Origin of the sequence: Porphyrobacter sp. YT40, assembly GCF_006542605.1 — a bacterium.
Lineage (GTDB): Bacteria > Pseudomonadota > Alphaproteobacteria > Sphingomonadales > Sphingomonadaceae > Erythrobacter.
On record NZ_CP041222.1, the window covers coordinates 337,658 to 361,052 of the forward strand.

At 67.1% G+C, this 23,395-nt stretch carries 21 protein-coding genes; 10 read left to right on the forward strand and 11 right to left on the reverse strand.

From position 1 onward, the window contains the following. Nucleotides 1-24 precede the first annotated feature (24 nt). The 7 genes from E2E27_RS01595 (at nt 25) to E2E27_RS01625 (ending at nt 7,959) form a co-directional block, all read left to right on the forward strand. Complete coding sequence (locus E2E27_RS01595; protein WP_141457371.1) at nt 25-1,296, forward strand: aspartate kinase; 1,272 nt, start codon at nt 25-27, stop codon at nt 1,294-1,296. 255 nt (nt 1,297-1,551) lie between these two features. Further along, the gene (locus E2E27_RS01600; protein ID WP_141457373.1) at nt 1,552-2,259 is read left to right on the forward strand and encodes a helix-turn-helix domain-containing protein; all 708 of its coding nucleotides are present in this window, start codon (nt 1,552-1,554) and stop codon (nt 2,257-2,259) included. A gap of 295 nt (nt 2,260-2,554) precedes the next feature. Continuing rightward, on the forward strand, nt 2,555-3,487 hold the full coding sequence (locus E2E27_RS01605; protein WP_141457375.1) for a GGDEF domain-containing protein: 933 nt from the start codon (nt 2,555-2,557) through the stop codon (nt 3,485-3,487). A gap of 86 nt (nt 3,488-3,573) precedes the next feature. After that, nucleotides 3,574-4,758, forward strand: a complete 1,185-nt coding sequence (purT, locus tag E2E27_RS01610) for a formate-dependent phosphoribosylglycinamide formyltransferase (protein WP_141457377.1) — start codon at nt 3,574-3,576, stop codon at nt 4,756-4,758. 11 nt (nt 4,759-4,769) lie between these two features. Then, nucleotides 4,770-5,783 (forward strand): NAD(P)H-dependent flavin oxidoreductase, encoded by a 1,014-nt coding sequence (locus tag E2E27_RS01615; RefSeq protein ID WP_141457379.1) that lies wholly within the window; start codon nt 4,770-4,772, stop codon nt 5,781-5,783. 1 nt (nt 5,784) lies between these two features. Then, nucleotides 5,785-6,648: a formyltetrahydrofolate deformylase gene (purU, locus tag E2E27_RS01620; protein WP_141457381.1), complete on the forward strand. Its 864-nt coding sequence runs from the start codon at nt 5,785-5,787 to the stop codon at nt 6,646-6,648. Nucleotides 6,649-6,690: 42 nt separating this feature from the next. Further along, on the forward strand, nt 6,691-7,959 hold the full coding sequence (locus tag E2E27_RS01625) for a serine hydrolase domain-containing protein (RefSeq protein ID WP_141457383.1): 1,269 nt from the start codon (nt 6,691-6,693) through the stop codon (nt 7,957-7,959). Between the two features lie 9 nt (nt 7,960-7,968). Here E2E27_RS01625 and E2E27_RS01630 read toward each other — a convergent pair whose 3' ends face one another. Further along, a complete protein-coding gene (locus E2E27_RS01630) occupies nt 7,969-10,152 on the reverse strand; it encodes a PQQ-dependent dehydrogenase, methanol/ethanol family (protein WP_234036141.1) in 2,184 nt (727 codons plus the stop codon). Nucleotides 10,153-10,302: 150 nt separating this feature from the next. Between E2E27_RS01630 and E2E27_RS01635 the strand changes: the two genes are divergently transcribed. Next, nucleotides 10,303-11,181 (forward strand): dienelactone hydrolase family protein, encoded by an 879-nt coding sequence (locus E2E27_RS01635; protein ID WP_141457384.1) that lies wholly within the window; start codon nt 10,303-10,305, stop codon nt 11,179-11,181. 245 nt (nt 11,182-11,426) lie between these two features. Here E2E27_RS01635 and E2E27_RS01640 read toward each other — a convergent pair whose 3' ends face one another. The 7 genes from E2E27_RS01640 to E2E27_RS01670 form a co-directional block, all read right to left on the reverse strand. Continuing rightward, nucleotides 11,427-12,065 (reverse strand): hypothetical protein, encoded by a 639-nt coding sequence (locus E2E27_RS01640; RefSeq protein WP_141457385.1) that lies wholly within the window; start codon nt 12,063-12,065, stop codon nt 11,427-11,429. A 115-nt stretch (nt 12,066-12,180) separates the two neighbouring features. Then, nucleotides 12,181-12,978 (reverse strand): DUF1295 domain-containing protein, encoded by a 798-nt coding sequence (locus E2E27_RS01645; RefSeq protein WP_141457386.1) that lies wholly within the window; start codon nt 12,976-12,978, stop codon nt 12,181-12,183. Continuing rightward, on the reverse strand, nt 12,971-13,606 hold the full coding sequence (locus E2E27_RS01650) for a 1-acyl-sn-glycerol-3-phosphate acyltransferase (protein ID WP_141457387.1): 636 nt from the start codon (nt 13,604-13,606) through the stop codon (nt 12,971-12,973). Before E2E27_RS01650 ends, E2E27_RS01645 begins: the two co-directional genes overlap by 8 nt. Before the next feature lie 93 nt (nt 13,607-13,699). Further along, nucleotides 13,700-15,307: a carboxyl transferase domain-containing protein gene (locus E2E27_RS01655; protein ID WP_141457388.1), complete on the reverse strand. Its 1,608-nt coding sequence runs from the start codon at nt 15,305-15,307 to the stop codon at nt 13,700-13,702. 1 nt (nt 15,308) lies between these two features. Beyond that, entirely contained in the window at nt 15,309-15,614 is a 306-nt protein-coding gene (locus tag E2E27_RS01660) for an alkylphosphonate utilization protein (protein ID WP_141457389.1), read from the reverse strand. Nucleotides 15,615-15,645: 31 nt separating this feature from the next. Further along, nucleotides 15,646-16,092: a hypothetical protein gene (locus tag E2E27_RS01665; RefSeq protein ID WP_141457390.1), complete on the reverse strand. Its 447-nt coding sequence runs from the start codon at nt 16,090-16,092 to the stop codon at nt 15,646-15,648. After that, nucleotides 16,089-17,255: an isovaleryl-CoA dehydrogenase gene (locus E2E27_RS01670; RefSeq protein ID WP_141457391.1), complete on the reverse strand. Its 1,167-nt coding sequence runs from the start codon at nt 17,253-17,255 to the stop codon at nt 16,089-16,091. Before E2E27_RS01670 ends, E2E27_RS01665 begins: the two co-directional genes overlap by 4 nt. 114 nt (nt 17,256-17,369) lie before the next feature. Here E2E27_RS01670 and E2E27_RS01675 point away from each other — a divergent pair, with 114 nt between their 5' ends. Then, nucleotides 17,370-18,140 carry an ATP-binding cassette domain-containing protein gene (locus E2E27_RS01675; protein ID WP_141457392.1) on the forward strand — a complete coding sequence of 257 codons (771 nt, stop codon included), beginning with the start codon at nt 17,370-17,372 and terminating at the stop codon, nt 18,138-18,140. Then, nucleotides 18,140-19,687: an ABC transporter permease/substrate-binding protein gene (locus tag E2E27_RS01680; RefSeq protein ID WP_141457393.1), complete on the forward strand. Its 1,548-nt coding sequence runs from the start codon at nt 18,140-18,142 to the stop codon at nt 19,685-19,687. Before E2E27_RS01675 ends, E2E27_RS01680 begins: the two co-directional genes overlap by 1 nt. Here the strand turns inward: E2E27_RS01680 and E2E27_RS01685 are convergent. From E2E27_RS01685 to lgt, 3 genes are all read right to left on the reverse strand, one after another. Continuing rightward, nucleotides 19,684-20,100, reverse strand: a complete 417-nt coding sequence (locus tag E2E27_RS01685) for a DUF2147 domain-containing protein (RefSeq protein ID WP_141461480.1) — start codon at nt 20,098-20,100, stop codon at nt 19,684-19,686. The genes E2E27_RS01680 and E2E27_RS01685 overlap by 4 nt on opposite strands. Nucleotides 20,101-20,161: 61 nt before the next feature. Further along, a complete protein-coding gene (locus tag E2E27_RS19230) occupies nt 20,162-22,444 on the reverse strand; it encodes a class I SAM-dependent methyltransferase (RefSeq protein ID WP_353653631.1) in 2,283 nt (760 codons plus the stop codon). Further along, complete coding sequence (lgt, locus tag E2E27_RS01705) at nt 22,348-23,229, reverse strand: prolipoprotein diacylglyceryl transferase (RefSeq protein ID WP_181443520.1); 882 nt, start codon at nt 23,227-23,229, stop codon at nt 22,348-22,350. Before lgt ends, E2E27_RS19230 begins: the two co-directional genes overlap by 97 nt. Between the last annotated feature and the right edge of the window lie 166 nt (nt 23,230-23,395).

The window sequence follows — 23,395 nt, forward strand, 5'->3', positions numbered from 1 at the left end:
ACACTCACCAGCAGGAGCTTTCTCTTGGCCCGCATCGTGATGAAATTCGGCGGCACCTCGATGGCCGGGACGGAGCGCATCCGCCGCGTCGCCAATATCGTGCGCGCGCAGGCGGCGCGCGGCGATCAGGTGGCGGTGGTGGTCAGCGCGATGGCGGGCGAGACCGACCGGCTGGTCAATTTCTGCCGCGAGGCCAATCCGCTCTATGACCCCGCTGAATACGACGTCGTCGTCGCCAGCGGTGAGCAGGTCACCAGCGGCCTTCTCGCGCTGACCCTGCAAGCATTGGGCTGCAAGGCGCGCAGCTGGCTCGGCTGGCAATTGCCGATCCACACGATCGAGGCCCACGCCAAGGCCCGCGTCGAATCGATCGATGCCGAGGCCCTGCTTGCCAGCATGGAAGCGGGCGAGATCGCGGTGATCCCCGGCTTTCAGGGGCTTTCGGGCGACAATCGCGTGACCACGCTGGGGCGCGGGGGTTCGGACACCTCGGCGGTCGCGGTGGCGGCGGCGATCAAGGCGGATCGCTGCGACATCTACACCGATGTCGACGGCGTCTACACCACCGACCCGCGCATCGTCGCCAAGGCGAAGAAGCAGAAGGCGGTGACTTACGAGGAAATGCTCGAACTCGCCAGCGTCGGGGCCAAGGTGCTCCAGACCCGCTCGGTCGGCCTTGCCATGAAGGAAAAGGTGCGGGTGCAGGTGCTTTCGAGCTTTATCGGCGAGGGCGCCCCGCCCGCCGACGATCTTCCGGGGACGATGATCGTCTCGGAAGCGGAAATGGACGAATTGGTGGAGAAGGGCCTGATGGAACGCCAGCTTGTGACCGGCATCGCGCATGACAAGAACGAGGCGAAGGTGATCCTCACCCGCGTGCCCGACCGTCCGGGTGCGGTGGCGAACATCTTCGAGCCGCTCGCTGCGGCCTCGATCAATGTCGACATGATCATCCAGAACGTCGGCCGCGACAAGGGTGAGACCGACGTGACCTTCACCGTGCCGCAGACCGATCTTGCCCGTGCGCAGGCGCTGCTCGAGGACCGGCGCGGGGAGATCGGCTTCAACCGTATCATCACCGACAGCAAGATCGCCAAGATCTCTGTCGTGGGCGTCGGCATGAAGAGCCACGCGGGCGTCGCCAGCTCGATGTTCCGCGCGCTGTCCGACCGAGGCATCAACATCCAGGCGATCAGCACGTCGGAAATCAAGATCAGCGTGATGATCGACGAGGACGAGACCGAACTCGCCGTGCGCGTGCTGCACACCGCCTACGGGCTCGACGCCAAGGACTGATCCCCGCCGAAGGGGCCACAGGCTGCCGGGCGCGTTCGTCCGGGTCGCAGGCGCGCGCCCATCGCCGCGCCATCTGCGCCGCTGCCAAGGCGCGTTACGATAACCGCCCGCGTCTTCTGCTAACGCGCTTCGGCTCCCGTTAGCCTGCGGATAGCGCGGTTCATCGATATTAACCATTTCCGGTGAGACTGCCTTAACCTTTGGGGCCGGATTCTGCGCGCATCTTCTCCCGCCGGAACCGAAAGGGCGCGTAACATGGCCATCAGGGCGCATCTCGACCAACCGACTGCCGGCGACAGCCAGCGCAGTGCGCCGCGCCGCGCGCTGCGGCTGGAGACCAGCGGCCTCTCCCCCGATGGCGAGGAAACCAACGTCACCATCCACAACATCTCGGCTGCCGGGCTGCTGATCGAAACCGCGCTCGATCTGGCGACCGGCGAGGAGCTGGCACTCGACCTGCCGCTCGCTGGAGTGGTGAGCGCAAGCGTGGTGTGGCGCAGCGAGCATCTGTATGGCTGCGCGTTCGAACGCGCGCTCGGCCCCGCGGCGCTGGCCGCAGCGCAGTTGCAGGGCTTTGCCCCCGGCGTGCCGAGCCAGCCGCTGGGCACCCCTGCGCCCCCCGCCGCCACCGGCCCGACGCTGGGCACCGCGCAAGGGGAAGCGCTCGGCGCCCGGCTCAACCGGTTCCGGCGCGAGGCGGGACTGACCCTCGCCGAAGTCGCCGCGACGCTCGGGGTGAGCAAACCGACGGTCTGGGCGTGGGAAAAGGGCAAGGCCCGCCCGCTGCCCGAACGGCTCGACGCGATCGCGGCTGCGCTCGGCGTCGCGCCCGAAACCCTCGCCGCCGCCCCCGGCTCCGGCGCGGCAGGCCCGCTCGACAGCGTGATCGCCGATTGCCGCGCCCGCATCGCCGAAGCCAGCGGAACCGACCCGCAAGCCGTGCGGATCATGATCGAGTTGTAGAGCCCTGGCCCCGGCGAAGGCCCCCCACTCAGACTACGGCCCCAAACCTAGAAGTCCCTACCTATCGTGCCCAATACGTATTGGAGAGACTGACCCAATTGAAAAATATGGTAAACGAAACCCGGAGGTGATTCGTTTTTTAGTCGAGTATGTTTACTTAGCTAACAACTATAAAGGGTCCGCTTCGGGAAAACAGGGGAATGTTTTCACTAAATCGTATCTCGTTAGTTACCAAGTAATTCTGACTAAGAGCGAGTTGGCGAGTATTTCGTTAGACCGCTGGGGCACTGTCGGTATGAAAATTGGTTTGAGTGACGTCGAAGGCCACGTTTTGCATGGCCTGCTTGAAGAAACCTCGGGCGACATCGTGATCCGTCTGGATCGCCAGGGTTTCATCATCCACGCATCCGCGAACATCGCCGAACTGGGGCTTGATACTTCGGCCGCCTTGCTGCTGCCGCATATTACCGACCTTGCCGAGCGCGATCATGCCGCCTTTCTCGGAGAGCAAGTCAGCGCGGTGCTCTCCGGGCGCGTGCAGACCGGGTGGGCCGAGTTTCCGGTGATCGCCTGCGCCGATCGCGACACCTGCCGCGAGGCGCACTGCCAGCGCTGGTATGCCCTGAGCCTCAGACCGATGACCGACCCCTCCGGCACGCCCGATGGCGCGCTGTGCCTGATGCGGTCGGTGCAGCGGCTGCGCAGTCTCGAGGGCGAATTGCACAACCGCGCGGTCACCGATCCGCTGACGGGACTCGCCAACCGGCAGGCTTTCTGCGCCAGCCTGCGCCGCCATCTGGCGCGCGGCGGCGGGCAGATGGTCGCGGTCTTCGCAGTCGACGGGATGCGCGCGCTGCTGCTGCGCTATGGCCAGCGCACCGCCGACGAGGTGATCTGGGGCTTTGCCAAGTTCCTCGAGACCATGGCGCTGCCGGGGCACGAGGTCGCGCAGCTCGATGGCGAACGCTTTGGCGTGCTGCTGCCCGAAATGACCTCGCGCGGGGCCCGCGAATGGGCCGAGGACGTGGTGACGACCTTCGCCGGCCTCGCCGCGCCTGCCCCGAGTGCGAACAGGGCCAAGGCCCCGCAACTGACCGCAAGCGCGGGGCTGGCGCGGGTCGAATGCACCGTCGACTGGACCCTGCGCGAGGCCGAGCTCGGGCTGGTGCTGGCCCGCGCCGGCGGCGGGCGCCAGGTCGCGGTCGCGGGGTATCGGCGGGCAGCTTGATTTGTCGCCGCGCTGACGCGCGAGCAGATCTCCCGCCCCGCCGAAGGTGGCTTGCAAGCAAGCCTGCGGCAGGTAAACCCGCCTGCATGAGCCACATTGCCACCATCCTGCTGCTCGGTTCGGGCGAGCTGGGCCGCGAATTCGTCATCTCCGCCAAGCGGCTGGGCGCGCGGGTGATCGCCTGCGACAGCTACGACAATGCCCCGGCGATGCAGCTGGCGGACGCGCGCGAGGTGTTTTCCATGCTCGACGGCGCTGCGCTAAGGGCTGCGGTGGAAAAGCACCGGCCCGACCTGATCGTCCCCGAGATCGAGGCGATCCGCACCGAAGTGTTGGGGGATCTGGAGAGCGAAGGCTTCACCGTCGTGCCCAGCGCCCGCGCCGCGCAGCTCACGATGAACCGCGACGCGATCCGCGATCTGGCGGCGGGAGAGCTGGGGCTGGTGACCTCGCAATACGGCTATGCGGAGAGTTTCGCCGAGTGCGAGGCCATCGCCGCACGCATCGGTTATCCGCTGGTGATGAAGCCCGTCATGTCCTCATCGGGCAAGGGGCAGAGCAAGGTCGATACGCCAGAGGCGCTGGAGGCCGCGTGGGACTATGCCGTCGCCAATATGCGCGGTGACCGCGCGCGGGTGATCTGCGAGCAGTTCATCGCCTTCGACTATGAGATCACCCTGCTGACCGTGCGCCATGCAGGCGGCATCAGCTTCTGCCCGCCGATCGGCCACCGGCAGGAGCGCGGCGACTATCGCGAAAGCTGGCAGCCTGCCGCCATGTCTGCCGCTGCCCTCAAAAACGCGCAGGACATGGCCGCCAAGGTCGTGATGGCGCTGCAAGGCGAAGGGCGCGGATGGGGGCTCTACGGGGTCGAATTCTTCGTGCGCGGCGAGGAGGTGATCTTCTCCGAACTCTCGCCCCGCCCGCATGACACCGGAATGGTGACGCTGGCGAGCCAGGATCTCACCGAATTCGACCTCCACGCCCGCGCGATTCTCGGCCTGCCGGTGCCGGAGGGCATTGCCGCCCGTCCCGCCGCCTCCGCCGTAATCCTCGCCGACCGGGAGAGCGACAGCTTCGCCTTCGAGGGCCTCGCCGAAGCACTGGCGCTGGGCGACACCGATGTGCGGATCTTCGGCAAGCCCGTCACCCGCCCCTATCGCCGCATGGGTGTGGCGCTCGCCCGCGCCGCCGATGCGCCCGCCGCCGTCACCCTCGCCAAGCAGGCCGCCGAAGCCGTGCGGATTGTCTATTCGCCCGAAGCCGACTAAGCGCCGCCGCCATGACATCCTATCCCCACACCGCCGCCCTGATGAAGCGCGGCACCGACTTCCTCGGCTGCGAGACCGCGATCCTGTGCGGCGCGATGAGCTGGGTGAGCGAGCGCAACCTCGTCGCCGCGATCTCCAACGCGGGCGGCTTCGGCGTGATCGCCTGCGGGGCGATGACCCCCGAGCTGCTCGATACCGAGATCGCCGCGACCAAGGCGCTGACCTCCAAGCCCTTTGGCGTGAACCTCATCACCATGCACCCCGCGCTGTTCGATCTGATCGCGGTGTGCCGCAAGCATGGCGTCACCCACGTGGTGCTGGCGGGCGGCATCCCGCCCAAGGGCTCTGTCGAGGCGATCAAGGCCGACGACAGCGGCATCAAGGTGATCTGCTTCGCCCCCACGCTGGCGCTCGCCAAGAAGCTGCTGCGCTCCGGCGCGGACGCGCTGGTGATCGAGGGCATGGAAGCGGGCGGGCATATCGGCCCGGTCTCGACCTCGGTGCTGGCGCAGGAAATCCTGCCCGCGCTGGCCGAAGAGCATTTGATCTTCGTCGCGGGCGGCATCGGCCGGGGCGAGGCGATTGCGAGCTACCTCGAAATGGGCGCGGCGGGGGTGCAGTTGGGCACGCGCTTCGCCTGCGCCACCGAAAGCATCGCCCATCCCGATTTCAAGAAGGCCTTCTTCCGCGCCTCGGCCCGCGAGGCTGTGGCGAGCGTGCAGGTCGACCCGCGCCTGCCGGTAATTCCGGTGCGCGCGCTGAAGAACAAGGGGACCGAGGAATTCACCGCCAAGCAGCGCGAAGTCGCCGCTTTGCTGGATGCGGGGCAGGTCGACATGGCCGAGGCGCAGCTCCAGATCGAGCACTATTGGGCCGGCGCCCTGCGCCGTGCGGTGATCGAGGGCGATGTCGAGAACGGCAGCGTGATGGCGGGGCAATCGGTCGGCATGGTGACGAAGGAAGAACCTGCCGCCGATATCGTCGCCGAGCTCATGGCGCAGTGCGAGGCGGCGCTTGCCCGCTAGCATGGGGCCGCTCGTCCTCACCCTCGCCTGCCCCGACCGGCCCGGCATCACCGCGCGGGTCACCGGGTTCCTGTTCGAGCGGGGGGGCAACATCCTCGACGCCCAGCAATTCAACGACCGTGCGGAAGCGGGCGGGACGGATCGCTTCTTCATGCGCGTGGTGTTCGATCCCGATGGCTCGACCCGCGAGGCGCTGCGGGCCGACTTCACCGACCTTGCCAGCGAATTCGGCATGGACTGGACGATGGTGCGCGAGGATCGCCCGCGCCGCACGATCATCATGGTCAGCAAGTTCGACCACTGCCTCGTCGATCTCATCTACCGCTGCCGCACCGGGGAGCTGCCGATCGACATCGTCGCCATCGTCTCCAACCACCCACGCGAAGCCGCGATCCGGGTGGATATCGGCGACATTCCCTTCCACCACATCCCGGTGACACCCGACACCAAGCCCGCAGCCGAAGCCCGGCTCAAGGCGCTGGCGGAAGAAACCGCGGCAGAGCTGGTGGTGCTCGCCCGCTACATGCAGGTCTTCTCGGACGACCTCTCGGCCCATTTCGCGGGCCGCGCGATCAACATCCACCACTCCTTCCTCCCCGGCTTCAAGGGCGCGCGGCCTTACCATCAGGCCCACGCGCGCGGGGTGAAGATCATCGGCGCCACCGCGCATTTCGTCACCGCCGATCTCGACGAAGGCCCGATCATCCATCAGGATGTCGAGCGCATCACCCACGCCGATTCCCCTGAGGATCTCGTCCGCAAGGGCCGCGATATCGAGCGCCGGGTGCTGGCCGAGGCGGTACGCCTGTTCGCGCAGGAGCGGGTGCTGATGAACGGCAATCGGACTGTCGTTTTCCGCGGCTAGGGGTGTTTCCGGCGACAGACCGGGCGGGAGAGGGAGAGCAGAATGATCAGATATGTAGCCGCAGCCACCTTGGCTTTGGTAGCGCTACCGGCAGCGGCGCAGGACAACCCGCCCTTCCAGCCCGACTGCGCCCGGATCGACGCCTTCCTCGATCGCATGGTCGCCGATGGGCGCACGGTGGGCGCTTCGGCGCTGGTGTGGAAGGACGGGGCCGAGCGCTGCTTCGAGAGCGCAGGCGATGCCGACCGCGAAGCCGCGCGGCCCATCAGCCGCGACACGCTGTTCCAGATCTTCTCGATGACCAAGCCCGTCACCGGGGTGGCGCTGATGCAGCTTTGGGAACAGGGCAAGTTCGGGCTCGACGATCCGCTCGAATGGCATCTGCCAGAATATGCCGCGCTGAAGGTGGCCGTTGGCGAGAACGCCGATGGCTCGCCGATCCTGCGCGATCCCGCGCGCAAGGTGACGGTGCGCGATGTGCTGCGCCACACCGCGGGTTTCACCTATGGCGCGGGCGGCGATCCGCAGAACGCTGCCGACCGTGTGTGGGAGCGCTTGCAGCCGCTCTCCTCCGACAAGACGCTGGCGGAGTTCTCGCAGGCGATGGCGCAGGTGCCGCTGCTCTACGACCCCGGCACGCATTGGCACTATAGCGCGGGGGTGGACGTGCAGGCGCGGCTGGTCGAGGTGCTCTCCGGCCAGCCTTTCGCCGATTACGTGGCGGAGCATATCTTCCGGCCGCTCGGCATGACCGACAGCGGATGGAAGCGCAGCATGGCCGACCGCCCGCGTCTCGCCCGCATCTATCAGGGCGAGGCGGGCGCGCTTGAGCCGTGGAACGACGACGCGCTGCTCGAGGCCAATTTCATGGGCAAGCCGATGACGATGGGCGGATCGGGCATCGTCACCACGGTCGATGACTACCTCAAATTCGCGCGGATGCTGCTGGGCGAGGGCGCGCTGGACGGCACCCGCATTCTCAAGCCCTCGACCATCCGGCTCATGGCGACCGACCAGCTCGACCCGCGCATCGCCCCGGAAAACCGCCTGTGGCTGCCGGGCAAGGGCAGCGGAGGGTTCGGCTTCGATGTCTTCGTCCGCACCGCCGCGCCGCAGAGCCCTGACGAGAACCGCGGCAGCGTTGGCGAGTTCTTCTGGGACGGCTTCCCCTCGATGCTGTTCTGGGTCGATCCGGCGCAGGACATGGCGGTGGTCTTCGCGACGCAGAAGGTGCCCTTCGATAACGCCATGCACCGCGAATTCCGCGCGGCGGTCTATGGCGCGGACTACACGGGCCCGGCGGGGGACTGATCCCCGGCCTTAGCGCCGCGCGACCTTCGTGCCCGCCTCGATCGCCTTGTCCTCATTCGCGCGCTTGATGACATAGGCGCGGATCGCTTCGATCTCGTCCTTGCTGAGCGAGGTCTTGAAGCTCGCCATGCCGTTGTCCTTGAGGATGCCGCCCTCGACCACCGCGTTCCATGCGCTTGCACTTTCGAGCGAACCGGCGCGGCGCAGATCGGGCAGCACGGTCGATCCGGTCGCTCCGGGCGCGTGGCATACCGCGCAATAGCGGCCGTATTTGGCCTGCCCCAGCGCGATCGTCTCGGGCGAGGCGGTGCTCGGCGGCGGGTCGAGCGGGAGGTCGGCGAGCGCGGGCACCGGCGGCAGCTTGGCGGTGCCGCCGAGCTTGAATACCAGCAGCCGCGAGATGTTGCGCACCGGCGCCTTGCGCGCGATCAGATCGCCATCGACCGACAGCGCATAGGCCCCGCCCCACCCGGCCAGCACGGCGACATATTGCTCGCCGTTCACCGTGTAGGTGACGGGCGGCGCGACTACGCCGGTCTGCGCGGCGAAGCTCCACAGCTTGTTGCCGGTGGCCGCATCATAGGCGTTGAATTCGCTCCCCGCGGTGCCTTGAAACACCAGTCCCCCGCCGGTCGAGAGCAGGCCGCCGTTCCAGGGGCCCTCGTGCTCGACCGTCCAGCGCGCCTTCTGCGCTACCGGGTCCCATGCCACCAAGCGCCCCTTGAGCGTGCCCGCCGCCTCCTTGCGGAAGCCGCCATCCGCCGGAAGCTCGCCGGCAAAGCTGAAGCCGACATTGAAGCCGCGCGCGCGGTCGGGCTTCCAGTCGGCCTCGGGCGCGTAGAGCATCCCCGCCTCGAAGGCCGGGATATAGACGAGGTTCTCGCGCGGGTTGTAGGCCATCGGGTGCCAGTTGTGCCCGCCCAGCGGGCCGGGCAGCACCAGCGCGGGCTGGCCGGTTCGGTCGATCCGGGTCTCGGGATTCTCGATCGGGCGGCCCGTCTCGGGATCGATGCCGGAGGCCCAGTTGAGCCCGACATAGGGCTTGGCGCTGATGAACTCGCCCGTTGCGCGGTCGATGACGTAGAAGAACCCGTTCTTGGGCGCCTGCATCAGCACCTTGCGCGGTTTCCCGTCGATCTCCATGTCGGCGAGCATGATGTGCTGCGTGGCGGTGAAGTCCCACGTTTCGCCCGGCGTGGTTTGGTAGTGCCACACATATTCGCCGGTCTTGGGCCGGATCGCGACGATGCTGGAGAGGTAGAGGTTGTCGCCCTCCCCCGTCCCGTCCTTGCCCGGCGAGCGATAGGCGCGGTTCCACGGGCTGCCGTTGCCGACCCCGATATAGAGCAGATCGAGATCGGGATCGTAGGCCATCGAATCCCACACCGTCCCGCCGCCGCCGATCGCGTCGTTGGCCCCCAGCACGTCCATGTTCCAGGTTTCGGCGGCCTTTTGCAGATAGGCCGGGGCATCATCGCGCGCCCCTGCTCCTTGGCCACCTTCGGGCACGGTGTAGAACTTCCACAGCTGCTTGCCGCTCTCCGCATCATAGGCGGCCACAAAGCCGCGCACGCCGAACTCCGCGCCGCCATTGCCGATGATCACCTTGCCATCGATCACACGCGGCGCGCCGGTGATCGTGTAGCTCTTGGACTGATCGACCGTGACCGTCTCCCACGCGGGGGTGCCGCTCTCGCGGTCGAGCGCGACCAGCCGCCCGTCGAGCGTGCCGAAGAACAGCTTGTCGCCCCACGCCGCAAGGCCCCGGTTCACCACGTCGCAGCAGGCCTTGACCGCCGTCTCGCCCGGTACCTTGGGATCATATTCCCACAAGGGCTTGCCGGTGGCGGCGTCGAAGGCCTTCACCTTGCTCCACGCGGTGGTGAGGTAGAGCTTGCCGTCCATCACCAGCGGCGTCGCTTCCTGCCCGCGCGCGGTGTCCATGTCGGCATACCAGTCGAGGCCCAGCTGGCCGACGGTATCGGTATTGACCTGATCGAGCGGGGAGTAGCGCTGTTCGGAATAGGTGCGCCCGTGGCTGATCCAGTTGGCCGAATCCCCGTCCGCGCTCACCAGCATCGCGGCGGTAATGCCCTCTGCGCTTTCGCCGCTCCCGAAAATCTGGCTGCAATTGGCCAGCATCCCTGCCGACAGCAACAGCGCGCCGCCCAGCGTCCACCGCTTGAGGTCCATGGATCCCGCTCTCCCCGTTTGTCCCATGCGCTTTTGCGCCTTGGCCACCATGTTGCCCCGTCAATCGCGGCTTGTCCATGCCGCGCTTTGCCGCCTATCAGTAGCGGTGGAGGGGCCCACAGGGGATCGTTCCCCAAAGGAGACCAACAAATGTGCGATGAAAGCAAACTGGCCGATTGGGCGAAGCAGACCCTCAGCCGGCGACAGTTTGGCGCGCTGACCGGCGCGGCGGCGCTGGCGGCCTGTGCCAGCGGCGAGACCGAGAGCGTGGCCCAGCCGATGGCGGGCCTCAAGGAACGCGGGGTCAATTTCGCCACCGCCGACGGCACGCTCGACGGCTTTTTCGTCCAGCCCGAAGAAGGCGATCACCCCGCCGTGATTTTGTGGCCCGACATCGCCGGAATCCGCGAGGCCAAGCGCAACATCGCGCGCAAGCTGGCGCTGGCAGGCCATGCGGTGCTGGTGGTGAACCCCTATTACCGCGACGTGACGGGCGAGCAGTTCGCCGATTTCGCCGCCTTCATCGCCGATGGTGGCTTCCAGAAGGTCGGCCCGTGGCGCAGCAAGCTCAATGCGGAGGCGATCATGCGCGATGCCACCGCGATCGTCGACTGGCTCGACCGGCAGGAAGGCGTCAATCAGGCGCAGGGGATCGGCACGCAGGGCTATTGCATGGGCGGGCCGTTCACCATCTGGAGCGCGGCGGCGGTGCCCGCACGAATCAAGGCCGCGGCAAGCTTCCACGGCGGCGGGCTGGTGCGCCCCGACAATCCGATGAGCCCGCACAAGGTGCTGGACAAGGTCGATGCCGACTTGCTGATTGCCGTGGCGCAGGACGATGACGCCAAGGCGCCGCAGGACAAGACCATCTTCGCCGATGCCGCCACGGCTGCCGATGTCGATGCGATCGTCACCGTCTATCCCGGCGACCACGGCTGGATGGTGTCCGACAGCCCCGCCTATGACGCCACCGCCGCCGCGCGCGGGGAGGCCGATCTGAAGGCACTTTATGCGGAGGCGCTGGCGTAGAGCGCTTTCCTACAGGGGCGCGGCAGAGTTAGGCTTGCCGCCATGCTGCGCCCCAACTCCATTGCCCCACGTTTCGCGCAATCGGCGCCGTGGAATACGGTGCGTCTAAACCCCGTATTCAGGGCCCGATTGCTTGTCCTTGGACAGTGTCTCATCTGTCTCCAACACGCGGTCGGAGCGGCGCGAAAATGAACGGTGCCACAGCGCCCAAGGCCCGAATCGGGCACGAAACCCGGCAGTCGATACTAGGACGCGACCTTCAGCGTGTTGACGCCCGAGGCATCCGACCCCGCCTCGCCCGACAGGCCGATGAACATCGTATCGACGATCCGCGCCAGCTTCGCCTCGGTCAGCTTGTCGCCGAGATAGATCAGCGCATCGGGCAAGGTGTAATTGCTGATCATCTGGTTGATCAGCGACAGCGTCTCGTCGATCTCCAGCCCGGCAAAGAAGCCCTCCGCCTGCGCTTCGGCGATCAGCTCGCACAGGTAGTGATCGGCGAGGTCGACATAGGAGCGGACGCGCTCGAAATTGGCGGCGCCCATTTCGCACAGCACGGTGAAGAACTGCGGATCGGCGCGGAAGCGTTCCTGCGCGATCACGAAGCGGCGGCGGAAGAATTCGTACATCTTGCGCTGCGGGGGGAGATTGCTCGCCAGCACCTCCTCCATCACTGCCAGCTGCGGGGCGAGCCAGGTCTGCGCCACGGCGTCGAACAGATCGTCGTAATCGGCGAACAGCGCCTCGAACCGCGCGCGGGTCAGCCCGCTTTCGGTCATGGCGACGGTCCACGGCACTTCGGCACCGCGTTCCTTGACCAGATCGAGCACGTGGCGCGCGATCCGCTCGCGCTCGGCTTCCCGGGCTGTTGGGGTCAATGGCATCTCGCTTGCGCCTCCTCGAGCTGCCGCCAGCATAGGCGATGCGGACGCGGGCCGAAAGGGTCGCTCGTCGATTTTTGTGCGACGCAGCAAGGGAAAGGCCATCGCGCAGCGGGGCTCAAGCCTTGGGCGGCATGGGGAAAAAGGCCGAGGTGCGGCGCTTGTAATCGGCGTATTTGTCGCCCTTGGACTTGTCCATGCCCTTCTCCAGCAGGGTCACGCCCGACCAGCGGGTCAGGGTGAAGCTGAGGAATAGCGGGCCGACGACGGTGGCGGCGGCATAGCCCCATCCGGCCGCGGCGCAGGCGAGCCAGATGCCCCACCAGGCGCAGAAATCGCCGAAGTAGTTGGGGTGGCGGGTGTAGCGCCACAGGCCGGTGTCGAGCACCTGCCCCTTATTCGCCGGATCGGCCTTGAAGCGGGTGAGTTGCCAGTCGCCGACCCATTCGAAGAACACGCCGAGGCTCCACAGGGCAAGGCCGGCCCAGGCGAGCGGGGTAATCGGAGCGGGCTCTGGGCTGGCGAGAATGCCGACCTGCGCAGGAGAGGAGACCATGAACAGCAGCACCGCCTGCATCAGCCACACCTTGGTCAGCGCCGCGCGGGCGAAGTGGCCTTCCTCGCGAGCCTTCCTGAGGATCAGCTTGTAGCGCTTGTCCTCGCCCTCCCGCCGCCAGCGCAGGAACAGGTAACCGCCCAGCCGGAAGCCCCAGGCGGCGGTCATCGCCATGATCAGCGTGGCGAGCGCACCGGGCCCGCCGGGCACGTGCAGCCAGCTTGCCACGGCGAGGATGCCCATCCCCGCCCCCCAGAAGGCGTCGATGAAGGAGACATCGTTGATCCGCACCGAGATCGCCCACTGGATCAGCACCAGCACCAGCAGGATCGCGGCATTCAATGCGAGGAGTTCAAACATCGTTCTTGCCTGCAATGATGTCGCGCGCCTGTTGCTCCAGCACCTTGAAGCGCTCGTAATCGGGCAGCTTGGAGCGGAACCACTGCGCGATCTTGAGCAGGTCCTCGCCATAATTGCCGGTGGGCACCAGCGGCGGGCCGAAGCTGATGATCTTTTTGACGTTGTCGGCAAAGGCGGGGACGATCGGCACATCGGCGGCGCGTGCGATGTGGTAGAAGCCGGACTTCCATTTGCCGTCGGACTTGCGCGTGCCCTCGCAGGCGATCACCAGCGCAAGCTCGTCGCGGCGGGCGAATTCGGCAGCGACCTGCTCGGTGGCGTTGGCCTTGGCGGTGCGATCGACCGGGATGCCGCCCATGTCGAGCATGAAGTTCCGCATGATCCCCTGAAACAGCGTGTGCTTGCCCATGAAATTGGGCCGCACACCCTCTTCATGCGTTGCGCCGGTGAAGAACACGAAGTCCCAGTTGGTGGTATGCGGCGCGCCCGCGATCACGTATTTTGTGAGGTGCTTGGGCAGCGGGGAATCGATCTTCCACCCGCGGAGATACCAGATCGCGAGGATGATGCGGCGCACGATGCGCGAAAGCAGGGTGGGCGCGCGGGTCGGCGCGGCGGCGGTTGGCATGTGCGGCAATGTCCCTGCCCTCTCCCAAAAGGCTTGGCGCCTTGTGGCCTAACATGGCTCAGCTACGCAAGAGGGCGGGCGAGGGTTTCAAGACTACATCCGGAACACGCCAAACGCCGGCCGCTCCGCGATGGGGGCTTCGAGGCAAGCAGCAAAGGCCAGCCCCAGCACGTCGCGGGTCTGCACCGGGTCGACAACGCCGTCGTCCCACAGGCGCGCGGTGGCGTAATAAGGGTTGCCCTCGTCCTCGTATTTCTGGCGGATCGGGGCCTTGAAGGCCTCGGCCTGCTCGGCGTCCCAGCTGTCGGCATCGCGGTGGACGGTGGCGAGGACGCTGGCTGCCTGCTCCCCGCCCATCACCGAGATGCGCGCATTGGGCCAGGTGAACAGGAAGCGGGGCGAATAGGCGCGGCCGCACATCCCGTAATTCCCTGCGCCGAAGCTGCCGCCGATCACCACGGTGACCTTGGGAACGGTCGCGGTCGCCACGGCGGTGACAAGCTTCGCGCCATGCTTGGCGATGCCCTCCGCCTCATATTTCCCGCCGACCATGAAGCCGCTGATGTTCTGGAGGAACAGCAGCGGAATGCGGCGCTGGCAGGCCAGCTCGATGAAGTGCGCGCCCTTCTGCGCGCTCTCGGAGAACAGCACGCCGTTATTGGCGAGGATCGCGACCGGCATCCCCCAGATATGGGCGAAACCGCACACCAGCGTGCTGCCGTAGTGCGCCTTGAACTCGTGGAACTCGGAGCCGTCGACCAGCCGCGCGATCACTTCCTTCACATCATAGGGCGCGCGCACGTCTTCGGGAATGAGGGCGTAGAGGTCTTCGGCGTCGAACTTGGGCGGGCGCGGGTCTTTCAACGCCACGTCCTTCGCCGCCCCGGTGTTCGCGCCGAGGTGGCTGACGATGTCGCGCACGATGGTCAGCGCGTGCTCGTCATTCTCCGCGAGGTGATCGACCACGCCCGATTTCTTTGCGTGAAGATCGCCCCCGCCGAGGTCTTCGGCGCTGATCTCCTCGCCCGTCGCGGCCTTCACCAGCGGGGGGCCGGCGAGAAAGATGGTGCCCTGATTGCGGACGATCACCGTCTCGTCGGACATGGCGGGGACGTAAGCGCCGCCCGCGGTGCAGCTGCCCATCACGCAGGCGATCTGCGGGATGCCGAGCGCGCTCATGTTCGCCTGATTGAAGAAGATCCGCCCGAAATGGTCGCGGTCGGGGAAAACCTCCGCCTGATGCGGCAGGTTCGCGCCGCCGCTGTCGACGAGGTAGATGCACGGCAGGCGGTTCTCCTGCGCGATCTCCTGCGCGCGCAGATGCTTCTTGACCGTCATCGGGTAGTAGGTGCCGCCCTTCACGGTCGCATCGTTGCACACGATCATGCACTGGCGACCCGAGACGCGCCCCACCCCGCAGATGATCGAGGCGCCATTGACGTCGCCCTCGTACATCCCGTTGGCGGCGAGCTGGCCGATTTCGAGGAAGGGCGAACCCGGATCGAGCAGCCGCTCAACCCGCTCGCGCGGCAGCAACTTCCCGCGCGACACATGCCTTTCGCGCGACTTTTCGGTACCGCCCAGCGCGGCCTCGGCGACACGGGCGCGGAGCTCCTGTGCGAGCGCGTGGTTATGGGCGAAGCGGGCCTTGGCCTCCGGGCTCTCGCGGTCGAGTTTGGTGGTGAGCGTGGGGGCAGTCATATCAACGCTTTCTGACGAATTCGGCCCTGAGCACCAGACCCTTGATGCCGGGATACTTGCAGTCGATCTCCTGCGCGTCGCCGGTCAGGCGGATCGACTTGATCAGCGTGCCCTGCTTCAGCGTCTGGCCCGCGCCCTTGACCTCGAGATCCTTGATCAGCGTCACCGCATCGCCATCGGCGAGCAGGTTGCCGACCGCATCGCGCACCTTCACGGCATCCTCGGCGGCGCGCTTGGCAGCGAGTTCGGAGGCCGGCAGCCACTCGCCGCTCGCCTCGTCATAGACGTAGTCTTCGTCCGTGCTCATGAGGCGTTGTCCAGCATGAGGAGTGTGGTGATCATACCGATGACCTCCGCATATACCGCCAGGATTTGGCGATCCCGACGGCAAAGACCAGCCCCATGATGCCCGTGATGGCCGAGGTTACCGCCATGAAGGCGAAGCTCGCGTCCGGCCCCCAGGTCGCCGGAAAAGCGAGCAACGCGGTTCGCGCCAGCAGCACGGCCGCAATGGCGACGAGACCGGTGCGCAGCAGCGGCACACGGCGCACGATCCCTGCCCCGGAAAGCGCGAAAAGGGCCCATCCTGCAAGGATGATTGCGATGACGGCGGTGATGATCGCCGGCTTCCACGATCCCGCCTCGTCGAGCCGGGCCATCTGCTCCCCGGCCCCGAAGAAGCGATACCAGTCACCGCCCCCGAAGATGGAGGCGACATGGAGCAGCGAGGCGATCAGGCTCATGACGGCGGCGGCGACCAGCCAGTTCTTGCCGTGCGACGTCATCCCGCCGCCCCGATCAATTCGCGCCCGATCAGCATCCGGCGGATCTCGTTGGTGCCTGCGCCGATGTCGAGCAGCTTGGCATCGCGCATGTAGCGTTCGACCGGCCAGTCGGTGGTGTAGCCCGCGCCGCCCAGCGCCTGCACGCTTTCGGCGGCGACCTTGAAGGCGTTTTCGCTCGCGAGCAAAATCACGCCTGCCGCATCGAAGCGCGTCGTCTGCCCGGCGTCACACGCCTTGGCCACCGCATAGGTGTAGGCGCGGGCCGATTGCAGCGCGACATACATGTCGGCGACCTTGGCCTGCATCAATTGGAACGACCCGATGGGCTTTCCGAACTGCTTCCGCTCGCGCAGGTAGGGGATCACCGTGTCGAGGCACGCCTGCATGATCCCGAGCTGCAATCCGGCAAGCACCACGCGCTCGTAATCCAGCCCGCTCATCAGCACGCCGACGCCGCCGTTGACGGGACCCATCACGCGCTCTTCGGGGATGAAGCAATCGGTGAACACCAGCTCGGCGGTGGGCGAGCCCTTCATGCCGACCTTGCTGATCTTCTGGCCGATGGAGAAACCCTCGTCGCCCTTTTCGATCAGGAAGGCGGTGATGCCGCGCGAACCGGCGTGGCAATCGGTCTTGGCATAGACCACCAGCGTATCGGCCTCGGGCGCGTTGGTGATCCAGAACTTGGTGCCGTTGAGGACGTAACCGCCCTGAACCGCGTCGGCCTTGAGCTTCATCGAAACCACGTCGCTGCCCGCGCCCGCTTCGGACATGGCGAGGCTGCCGACATGCTCGCCCGAGATCAGCTTGGGGAGATATTTCGCCTTCTGCTCGTCATTCCCCCAGCGGCGGATCTGGTTGAGGCAGAGGTTCGAGTGCGCGCCATAGGAGAGGCCAATGCTGGCAGACGCGCGGCTGACCTCCTCGACCGCGATCACGTGTTCGAGATAGCCGAGGCCCAGCCCGCCCCACTCTTCCTCCACCGTGATGCCGTGCAGGCCCAGCGCTCCCATCGGCTCCCACAGCTCGCGCGGGAAGCGGTCTTCGCGGTCGGTGCGTTCGGCCAAGGGCATGATCTGCTCGTCGGCGAAGCGGGCCGTGCTCTCACGGATCATCTCGGCCGCTTCGCCGAGGTGGAAGTCGAAGTCGGGGGTGGCGCGCATGATTCGTTCCTCGCCGGGCAATGATTGTTCTGTGGTTGCGCATAGCAAGCTGCGGGGCAAAGGCCAATCGCTGCGGCTGGCGCTGGGCTGTCGATCCCGCTAGTCCTGCCAAGGATGACAGACCGCGCCCCCCTGCTCCGCTTCGAGCGCGTGATCTGCCGCTTCGGCGCAGTCACGGCGGTCGGCGGCGTCACCTGCGACATCGCTCCCGGCTGCTTCGTCGCGCTGGTGGGCGCATCGGGCTCGGGCAAGTCGACGCTGCTCAAGACGGTCAACACGCTGGTCGAGCCGACCGAGGGCCGCGTGCTGTTCGCGGGCGAGGACGTGAGCATCCTCAAGCCCGCCCGTCTGCGCCGCCGGGTGGGCTATGTGTTTCAGGGCATCGGGCTGTTCCCGCATTTCTCGGTGGCCGAGAACATCGCCATCGGCCCGCGCCTCACCGGCGACACCCTGCCACCCGAGCGGATCGCCAAATTGCTCGATCTGGTCGAACTCGATGCGGCGATGGGCGCACGGATGCCCGACGAACTCTCGGGCGGGCAGCGCCAGCGGGTCGGCGTGGCGCGGGCGCTGGCGGGGGAGCCGGAGCTGCTGCTGATGGACGAACCCTTCGGCGCGCTCGATCCGATCACCCGCGACGCGTTGGGCCGCAAGGTGCGCGAACTGCATGAACGGCTTGGCCTCACCACGGTGATGGTCACGCACGACATGGCCGAAGCGCTGCTGCTGGCCGACCGCGTGCTGGTGATGGACAAGGGCCAGCTGGTCGCCGACGAGACCCCGCGCGCGCTGCTCGCCGGAGCGGGCGGCGATGTGGCGCAGGGCCTCGTCGCGGTGCCGCGCCAGCAGGCCGAACGGCTCGCCGTGATGGAGCGGCCCGCCTGATGGGCGATATCTGGGACATCCTTCCCGGCCTCGGCGACAAGCTGGCGGCGCACGTGGTGCTCTCGGCCAGCGCGATCGGGCTCGCCATGCTGATCGCCTTGCCGATGGCGGTGTGGGCGAGCCGTTCGAAGACGGTGTCGCGGCTCGCGCTGAGCCTTGCGAGCCTCGTCCAGACCATCCCCGCGCTGGCACTGCTGGCGCTGTTCTTCCCGCTGCTGCTGTCGCTGCGCAGCGTGTTCGGCGAGGGCCTGCCGACGCTCGGTTTCCTCCCCGCGCTGCTGGCGCTGACACTCTATGCGCTGCTGCCGATCCTGCGCAACGCCGTGACCGCGCAGGCCAATCTCGACCCCGAGATCCTCGAAGCCGCCGATGGCGTGGGCATGACGAAGTGGCAGAAGCTGGTGCTGGTCGAAGCGCCGCTCTCGGCCCCCTTCATCATGGCCGGCATCCGCACCGCGAGCGTGTGGACGATCGGCGCGGCGACGCTCGCCACCACCATCGGCCAGCCGAGCCTCGGCGATCCGATCTTTGCGGGCCTGCAAACGCAGAACTGGGCGCTGGTGCTCGCCGGGTGTCTGGCGAGCGCGGGGCTGGCGCTGGCGGCGGATAACCTGCTGTGGGTGATCGAGGTCGGCCTTGCCCGCCGCAAGCGCTGGATGACCTTCGGCGGCATCGCGGTCGTCGCCCTCGGCATCCTCGCAGCGCTGTGGGCGCAGGGCGCAGGCAGCAGCGAGGAGCGCCGCATCGTCATCGCCTCAAAGCAGTTTTCCGAGCAATATATTCTCGCCCAGCTGATCGGCGCGCGGCTGGAAGCGGCAGGCTATGCGGTCGAATATCGCGACGGGCTGGGCAGCGCAGTGGTGCATTCGGCGGTCGCCAATTCGAGCATCGACATCTCGGTCGACTACACCGGCACGATCTGGACGAATTACCTGAACCGCGCAGACAATCCGGGCCGCGAGGCGATGTACGAGACGATCCGCGACTGGGAATGGCGCGAGAACGGGGTGAAGGTGCTCGGCCGACTGGGGTTCGAGAACGCCTATGCCTTCGCCATGCGCGAAGACCGCGCGCGCGCATTGGGCGTCGCCAGCCTCGCCGATCTCGCCGCGGTCGCGCCGCGCCTGACCGTGGGCGGCGACCCCGAATTCTTCGAGCGGCCCGAGTGGATCGCGGTCAAGGACGCCTATGGCCTCAATTTCGCGCGCAACCGCAATTTCGCGCCGACCTTCATGTATAACGCGCTCCAATCGGGCGAGGCCGACGTGATCAGCGCCTATACCTCGGACGGGCGGATCGCGGCGGACCGGCTGGAGGTGCTCGAAGATCCCAAGGGCGCGCTGCCGAGTTATGATGCGATGCTGATGCTCTCCCCCCGCATCGCCGGGGACGAAGGCGTGATCGCCGCGCTCGAACCGCTGATCGGCGCCATCAGCGTCGAGGCGATGCGCGAAGCGAACCTGGCGGTCGACCGCGAGGACGCGCAGAAGATGACGCCCAAAGCAGCGGCGGCGGCGTTGGCGAAGCGGGCTGGGCTGAAACCCTAAACCACCCGCTTCCACACCTGCGTCTGGCAGAAGGGGCCGATGCAGCCCTTCACCTCGAGCGCGTTCGCGCCCTTGCGGCGGATTACCGAGCGGTAGCTCTTGCCGCTTTTGGGATCGTAGATCTGGCCGCGCCACAAGTCGCCGTCGGCGGTGAAGGACGACAGAATCGCGCTGCCCAGCAGCCGCCGCTTGCGCTTGGCGGGGTCGGGATTGTTGACGTCGCGCTGGTCATTGCCCTGCGGCGGAGCGACGAGAAACTTCTCGATCGTGCCGCACAGCGCCTTGCCGCAGGGGGCGATCACGATCACGGCGTCCTTTTCGGCGGTGAGCCAGCGGCCTGCGACCGGTTCGGCGGCGCTGGCGGGCGCCATGCCCGCAAGGAGAAGGGTAATGCACAGGGCCAGACGCGCCATCATCCCGCAATTCTCCTCATCGACGGCAGGCCATACGCACGCCGCGACGCGCCGGTAACAATCAATCGAACCCGGCGCCGAACGGCCAGCGCCGTCCGCACAGGCCCAGCACCTTGAACAGCCGGCCCATCTCGCTGTCCTTCACCAGCCGGTCGCGCTGGCGGTTGAACTTTTCGCGTTCATAGGGGGCGCGGCGGATGAGCATCTCCATGCGGGTGTCGATCCCCATCTGGATCAGCCACTCGCCCTGATATTGCAGCCCCATCACGTCCGCCCCGTGCTGCTGCGCGACCAGCTGGAGCAGCTCGAAATCGACGTGGGCGGTGAGATCGGCATCGCCCGGATGCGCGAAGACATCGACCTTCTTGTGGCTTTTCAAGGCCTGCAAGGTCGATCCCGAGCGCAATTCCTCATGCCCATAGTCAATGATCAGCGCCGCGCCGCCCTGATCCTTCAGCCGCCGCGAAATCTCGGCCATCACCGCGACCGCCGCGGGACTGGTCTCGATCAGCGTGCCTTGGGAGGCCGTGACCCAGCTGGGCGGGACGATGTGATCCATCCGCTCCTTGCCGGTGACGAAGGTGAAGGCATCGCCATCCAGCCCCACCATCCGCGGATACCAGCCATCGACCGAGCGGATCAGGTGCTGCACCGGCAGAGCGTCAAAGAACTCGTTGGCGATGATCAGCAGCGGCGCATCGTCGGGCAGGGTCGAAATGTCGTGGTGATGGATGCAATCGGGGAAGGCTTCGCGCTGGATCTTGCGCAGCGTTGCCGAGGTCTCGACGAAGTGAACCTGCGGGGTCAGCCCCTGCTTCGCCGCCGCGCCCAACGCATCCTTGGCGAGCGTCCCGCGTCCCGGCCCCAGCTCGACATAGTGGATATACTTCCGCCGGGTCATCTTCGACCACAGGTCGGCAAACCACACGCCGATCAACTCGCCGAAGACCTGCGTGATCTCGGGCGCGGTGATGAAATCGCCCTGTTCGCCCAAGGGATCGCGGCTGGCGTAATAGCGCGCATTGCTTTCGCCCATGTATTGCGAGAGCGGGATCGGGCCGGTCTCGCGGATCAGGCGGCGCAGCACCTTGGGCACATCGACCTGCGCGCGGGCGAGCACTTCGGCTTCGAGCCGAGCCTGTTCGGCAGCGGCAGCTTCCTCCGCCTCGCGCTTGGCCTGTTCTTCGGCGGCGATGCGGGCGGCTTCTTCCTCGGCGGCCTTGCGGGCGGCTTCTTCGGCGGCGAGCCGCTCCGCTTCTTCGGCAGCTTTCCGCGCAGCCTCCTCGGCCTCGCGGCGGGCCTTTTCCTCGGCTTCCTTCTTGGCCTTGGCTTCGGCCTCCTTGCGCGCCTTTTCCTCGGCGGCCTTGCGGGCCTTTTCTTCCGCAGCGGCCTTGGCCTCGGCTTCGCGGCGGGCCTTTTCCTCTGCAGCCTTGCGAGCCTTCTCTTCCGCAGCCGCCTTGGCGCGGGCTTCGGCTTCGGCCTTGGCGCGGGCCTTGGCTTCGGCGCGGGCGCGGGCTTCGGCTTCCTTCTTGAGGCGAGCTTCCTCGGCGGCCTTGGCGCGGGCCTCTTCCTCGGCGCGCTTGCGGGCTTCGGCGGCCCGGCGCGCTTCTTCTTCGGCGCGGGCACGCTCGGCGGCTTCGGCAGCCTCGGCCTCGCGGCGGGCTTTCTCTTCCGCTTCGGCACGGGCCTTGGCTTCGGCTTCGGCGCGGGCCTTGGCTTCCTTGCGCAGGCGCGCTTCTTCCGCTGCCTTGGCGCGCGCTTCGGCTTCGGCGCGCTGACGGGCCTCGGCTTCGGCGAGCTTGCGGGCGCGGGCCTCGGCCGCGGCTTTCTCGCGGGCTTCGCGCTCGGCCCTGGCGCGCGCTTCGGCCTCGGCCTTTTCGCGGGCGCGGGCTTCCTTCAATGCGCGCGAGCGTTCTTCGGCCTCGGCCTTGGCACGGGCGAGCGCTTCCGCCTTTTCGCGCAGCGCCGCTTCGGCACGGGCGCGGGCATCGGCCTTGGCCTGTTCGCGCGCCGCCGCCTCGGCTTCGGCACGCTGCCGGGCGAGCGCCGCCTGTTCGGCCTTCACCCGCTCGGCCTCCCGCGCCGCCGCTTCGGCCTCGGCGCGCTTGGTGGCGAGCGCCGCCTGCTCCGCCTTGGCGCGCTCCGCCTCGCGCGCACGCGCCTCGGCCTTGCCGCGCGCGGCAGGCTCCGGCGCGGTATCGGGATCGATCAGCCTGAGCGCCGGGCGCCACACCCCCGGCGCATCGTTCAGGCCGGCGCTGTCGTCCCCGCCCCCAGCGGCTGCTTCCGCAGCGCGTAGAGCACGACAATCAATCCAGTCAGGATCAGCGGTATAGTCAGCCATTGCCCCATCGATAGCCCGGTCCGGGCCGCAAAGTCAGCCAGTTGTTGATCCGGCTCACGGAAAAATTCGTTGACGAAACGCGCCACGCCCATGCCGGTGGTGAACACGCCGGCCAGAAGGCCGGGGCGATAGCGTGCGCGGGTGAACCAGAACAGGCTCAGCATGATCACCAGCATCGCCAGCCCTTCCAGCCCCGCCTGATACAGCTGGCTGGGATGGCGCGGCAGGCTGGTGGGATCGTTGGGGAAGATCATCGCCCAGGGCACGTCGGTCACGCGGCCCCACAGCTCGCCATTGACGAAGTTCGCCAGCCGCCCCAGCAGCATCCCCATCGGCACGCCGACACTGACATAGTCCACCACGCGGATGAAGTTCAGCTTGTCGCGCCAGGCGACGTAAGCCATCGCCACCGTCACGCCCGCCAGCCCGCCGTGGAAGCTCATCCCCCCGTCCCACAGGCGCAGCAGTTTCCAGCTGACGAAGCCGTCGCCCGAAAAGTCGGTCCACAGGCTCTGGTCGTAGAATATCGCATAGCCCAGCCGCCCGCCGATGATCACGCCCAGCGTGCAGTAGAAGAACAGATCGTCCGCATGGCGTTGCGCCATCGGCGCGCCTGGCTGCTTCAACATCTTGGAGGTGTGCCAATAGGCGAAGATCACCCCCAGCAGATAGGCCAGCGAGTAATAGCGCAACGTGAAAAAGCCGAGCTCGATCCCCGGCTTGAGCCCCAGATCGGTCCAGTAGATCGGATCGGCGGCGCCGCTTGCGGCAAGTAGTGACAGCACGAAGCGAACCTCTTAATGACCATGATATGCCGTATCGGCGGACCCGAAGCGAAAGCACACGGGCCCCGGCTGCGCTGGCGCTTCTGGCACAGCATCCGGGGCAGGGGAAGGGGCACGGGATCGCCACGGCGCAAATGGGACAGGCCATCCGGCACGGGGGACATCC

Bases quoted from the DNA above. Each gene is read 5' to 3' on its own strand.
- E2E27_RS01600 (WP_141457373.1), top strand. From the start codon at position 1,552: ATGGCCATCAGGGCGCATCTCGACCAACCGACTGCCGGCGACAGCCAG.
- E2E27_RS01605 (WP_141457375.1), top strand. From the start codon at position 2,555: ATGAAAATTGGTTTGAGTGACGTCGAAGGCCACGTTTTGCATGGCCTG.
- purT (WP_141457377.1), top strand. From the start codon at position 3,574: ATGAGCCACATTGCCACCATCCTGCTGCTCGGTTCGGGCGAGCTGGGC.
- E2E27_RS01615 (WP_141457379.1), top strand. From the start codon at position 4,770: ATGACATCCTATCCCCACACCGCCGCCCTGATGAAGCGCGGCACCGAC.
- purU (WP_141457381.1), top strand. From the start codon at position 5,785: ATGGGGCCGCTCGTCCTCACCCTCGCCTGCCCCGACCGGCCCGGCATC.
- E2E27_RS01625 (WP_141457383.1), top strand. From the start codon at position 6,691: ATGATCAGATATGTAGCCGCAGCCACCTTGGCTTTGGTAGCGCTACCG.
- E2E27_RS01630 (WP_234036141.1), bottom strand. From the start codon at position 10,152: ATGGACCTCAAGCGGTGGACGCTGGGCGGCGCGCTGTTGCTGTCGGCA.
- E2E27_RS01635 (WP_141457384.1), top strand. From the start codon at position 10,303: ATGTGCGATGAAAGCAAACTGGCCGATTGGGCGAAGCAGACCCTCAGC.
- E2E27_RS01640 (WP_141457385.1), bottom strand. From the start codon at position 12,065: ATGCCATTGACCCCAACAGCCCGGGAAGCCGAGCGCGAGCGGATCGCG.
- E2E27_RS01645 (WP_141457386.1), bottom strand. From the start codon at position 12,978: ATGTTTGAACTCCTCGCATTGAATGCCGCGATCCTGCTGGTGCTGGTG.
- E2E27_RS01650 (WP_141457387.1), bottom strand. From the start codon at position 13,606: ATGCCAACCGCCGCCGCGCCGACCCGCGCGCCCACCCTGCTTTCGCGC.
- E2E27_RS01655 (WP_141457388.1), bottom strand. From the start codon at position 15,307: ATGACTGCCCCCACGCTCACCACCAAACTCGACCGCGAGAGCCCGGAG.
- E2E27_RS01660 (WP_141457389.1), bottom strand. From the start codon at position 15,614: ATGAGCACGGACGAAGACTACGTCTATGACGAGGCGAGCGGCGAGTGG.
- E2E27_RS01665 (WP_141457390.1), bottom strand. From the start codon at position 16,092: ATGACGTCGCACGGCAAGAACTGGCTGGTCGCCGCCGCCGTCATGAGC.
- E2E27_RS01670 (WP_141457391.1), bottom strand. From the start codon at position 17,255: ATGCGCGCCACCCCCGACTTCGACTTCCACCTCGGCGAAGCGGCCGAG.
- E2E27_RS01675 (WP_141457392.1), top strand. From the start codon at position 17,370: ATGACAGACCGCGCCCCCCTGCTCCGCTTCGAGCGCGTGATCTGCCGC.
- E2E27_RS01680 (WP_141457393.1), top strand. From the start codon at position 18,140: ATGGGCGATATCTGGGACATCCTTCCCGGCCTCGGCGACAAGCTGGCG.
- E2E27_RS01685 (WP_141461480.1), bottom strand. From the start codon at position 20,100: ATGGCGCGTCTGGCCCTGTGCATTACCCTTCTCCTTGCGGGCATGGCG.
- E2E27_RS19230 (WP_353653631.1), bottom strand. From the start codon at position 22,444: ATGGCTGACTATACCGCTGATCCTGACTGGATTGATTGTCGTGCTCTA.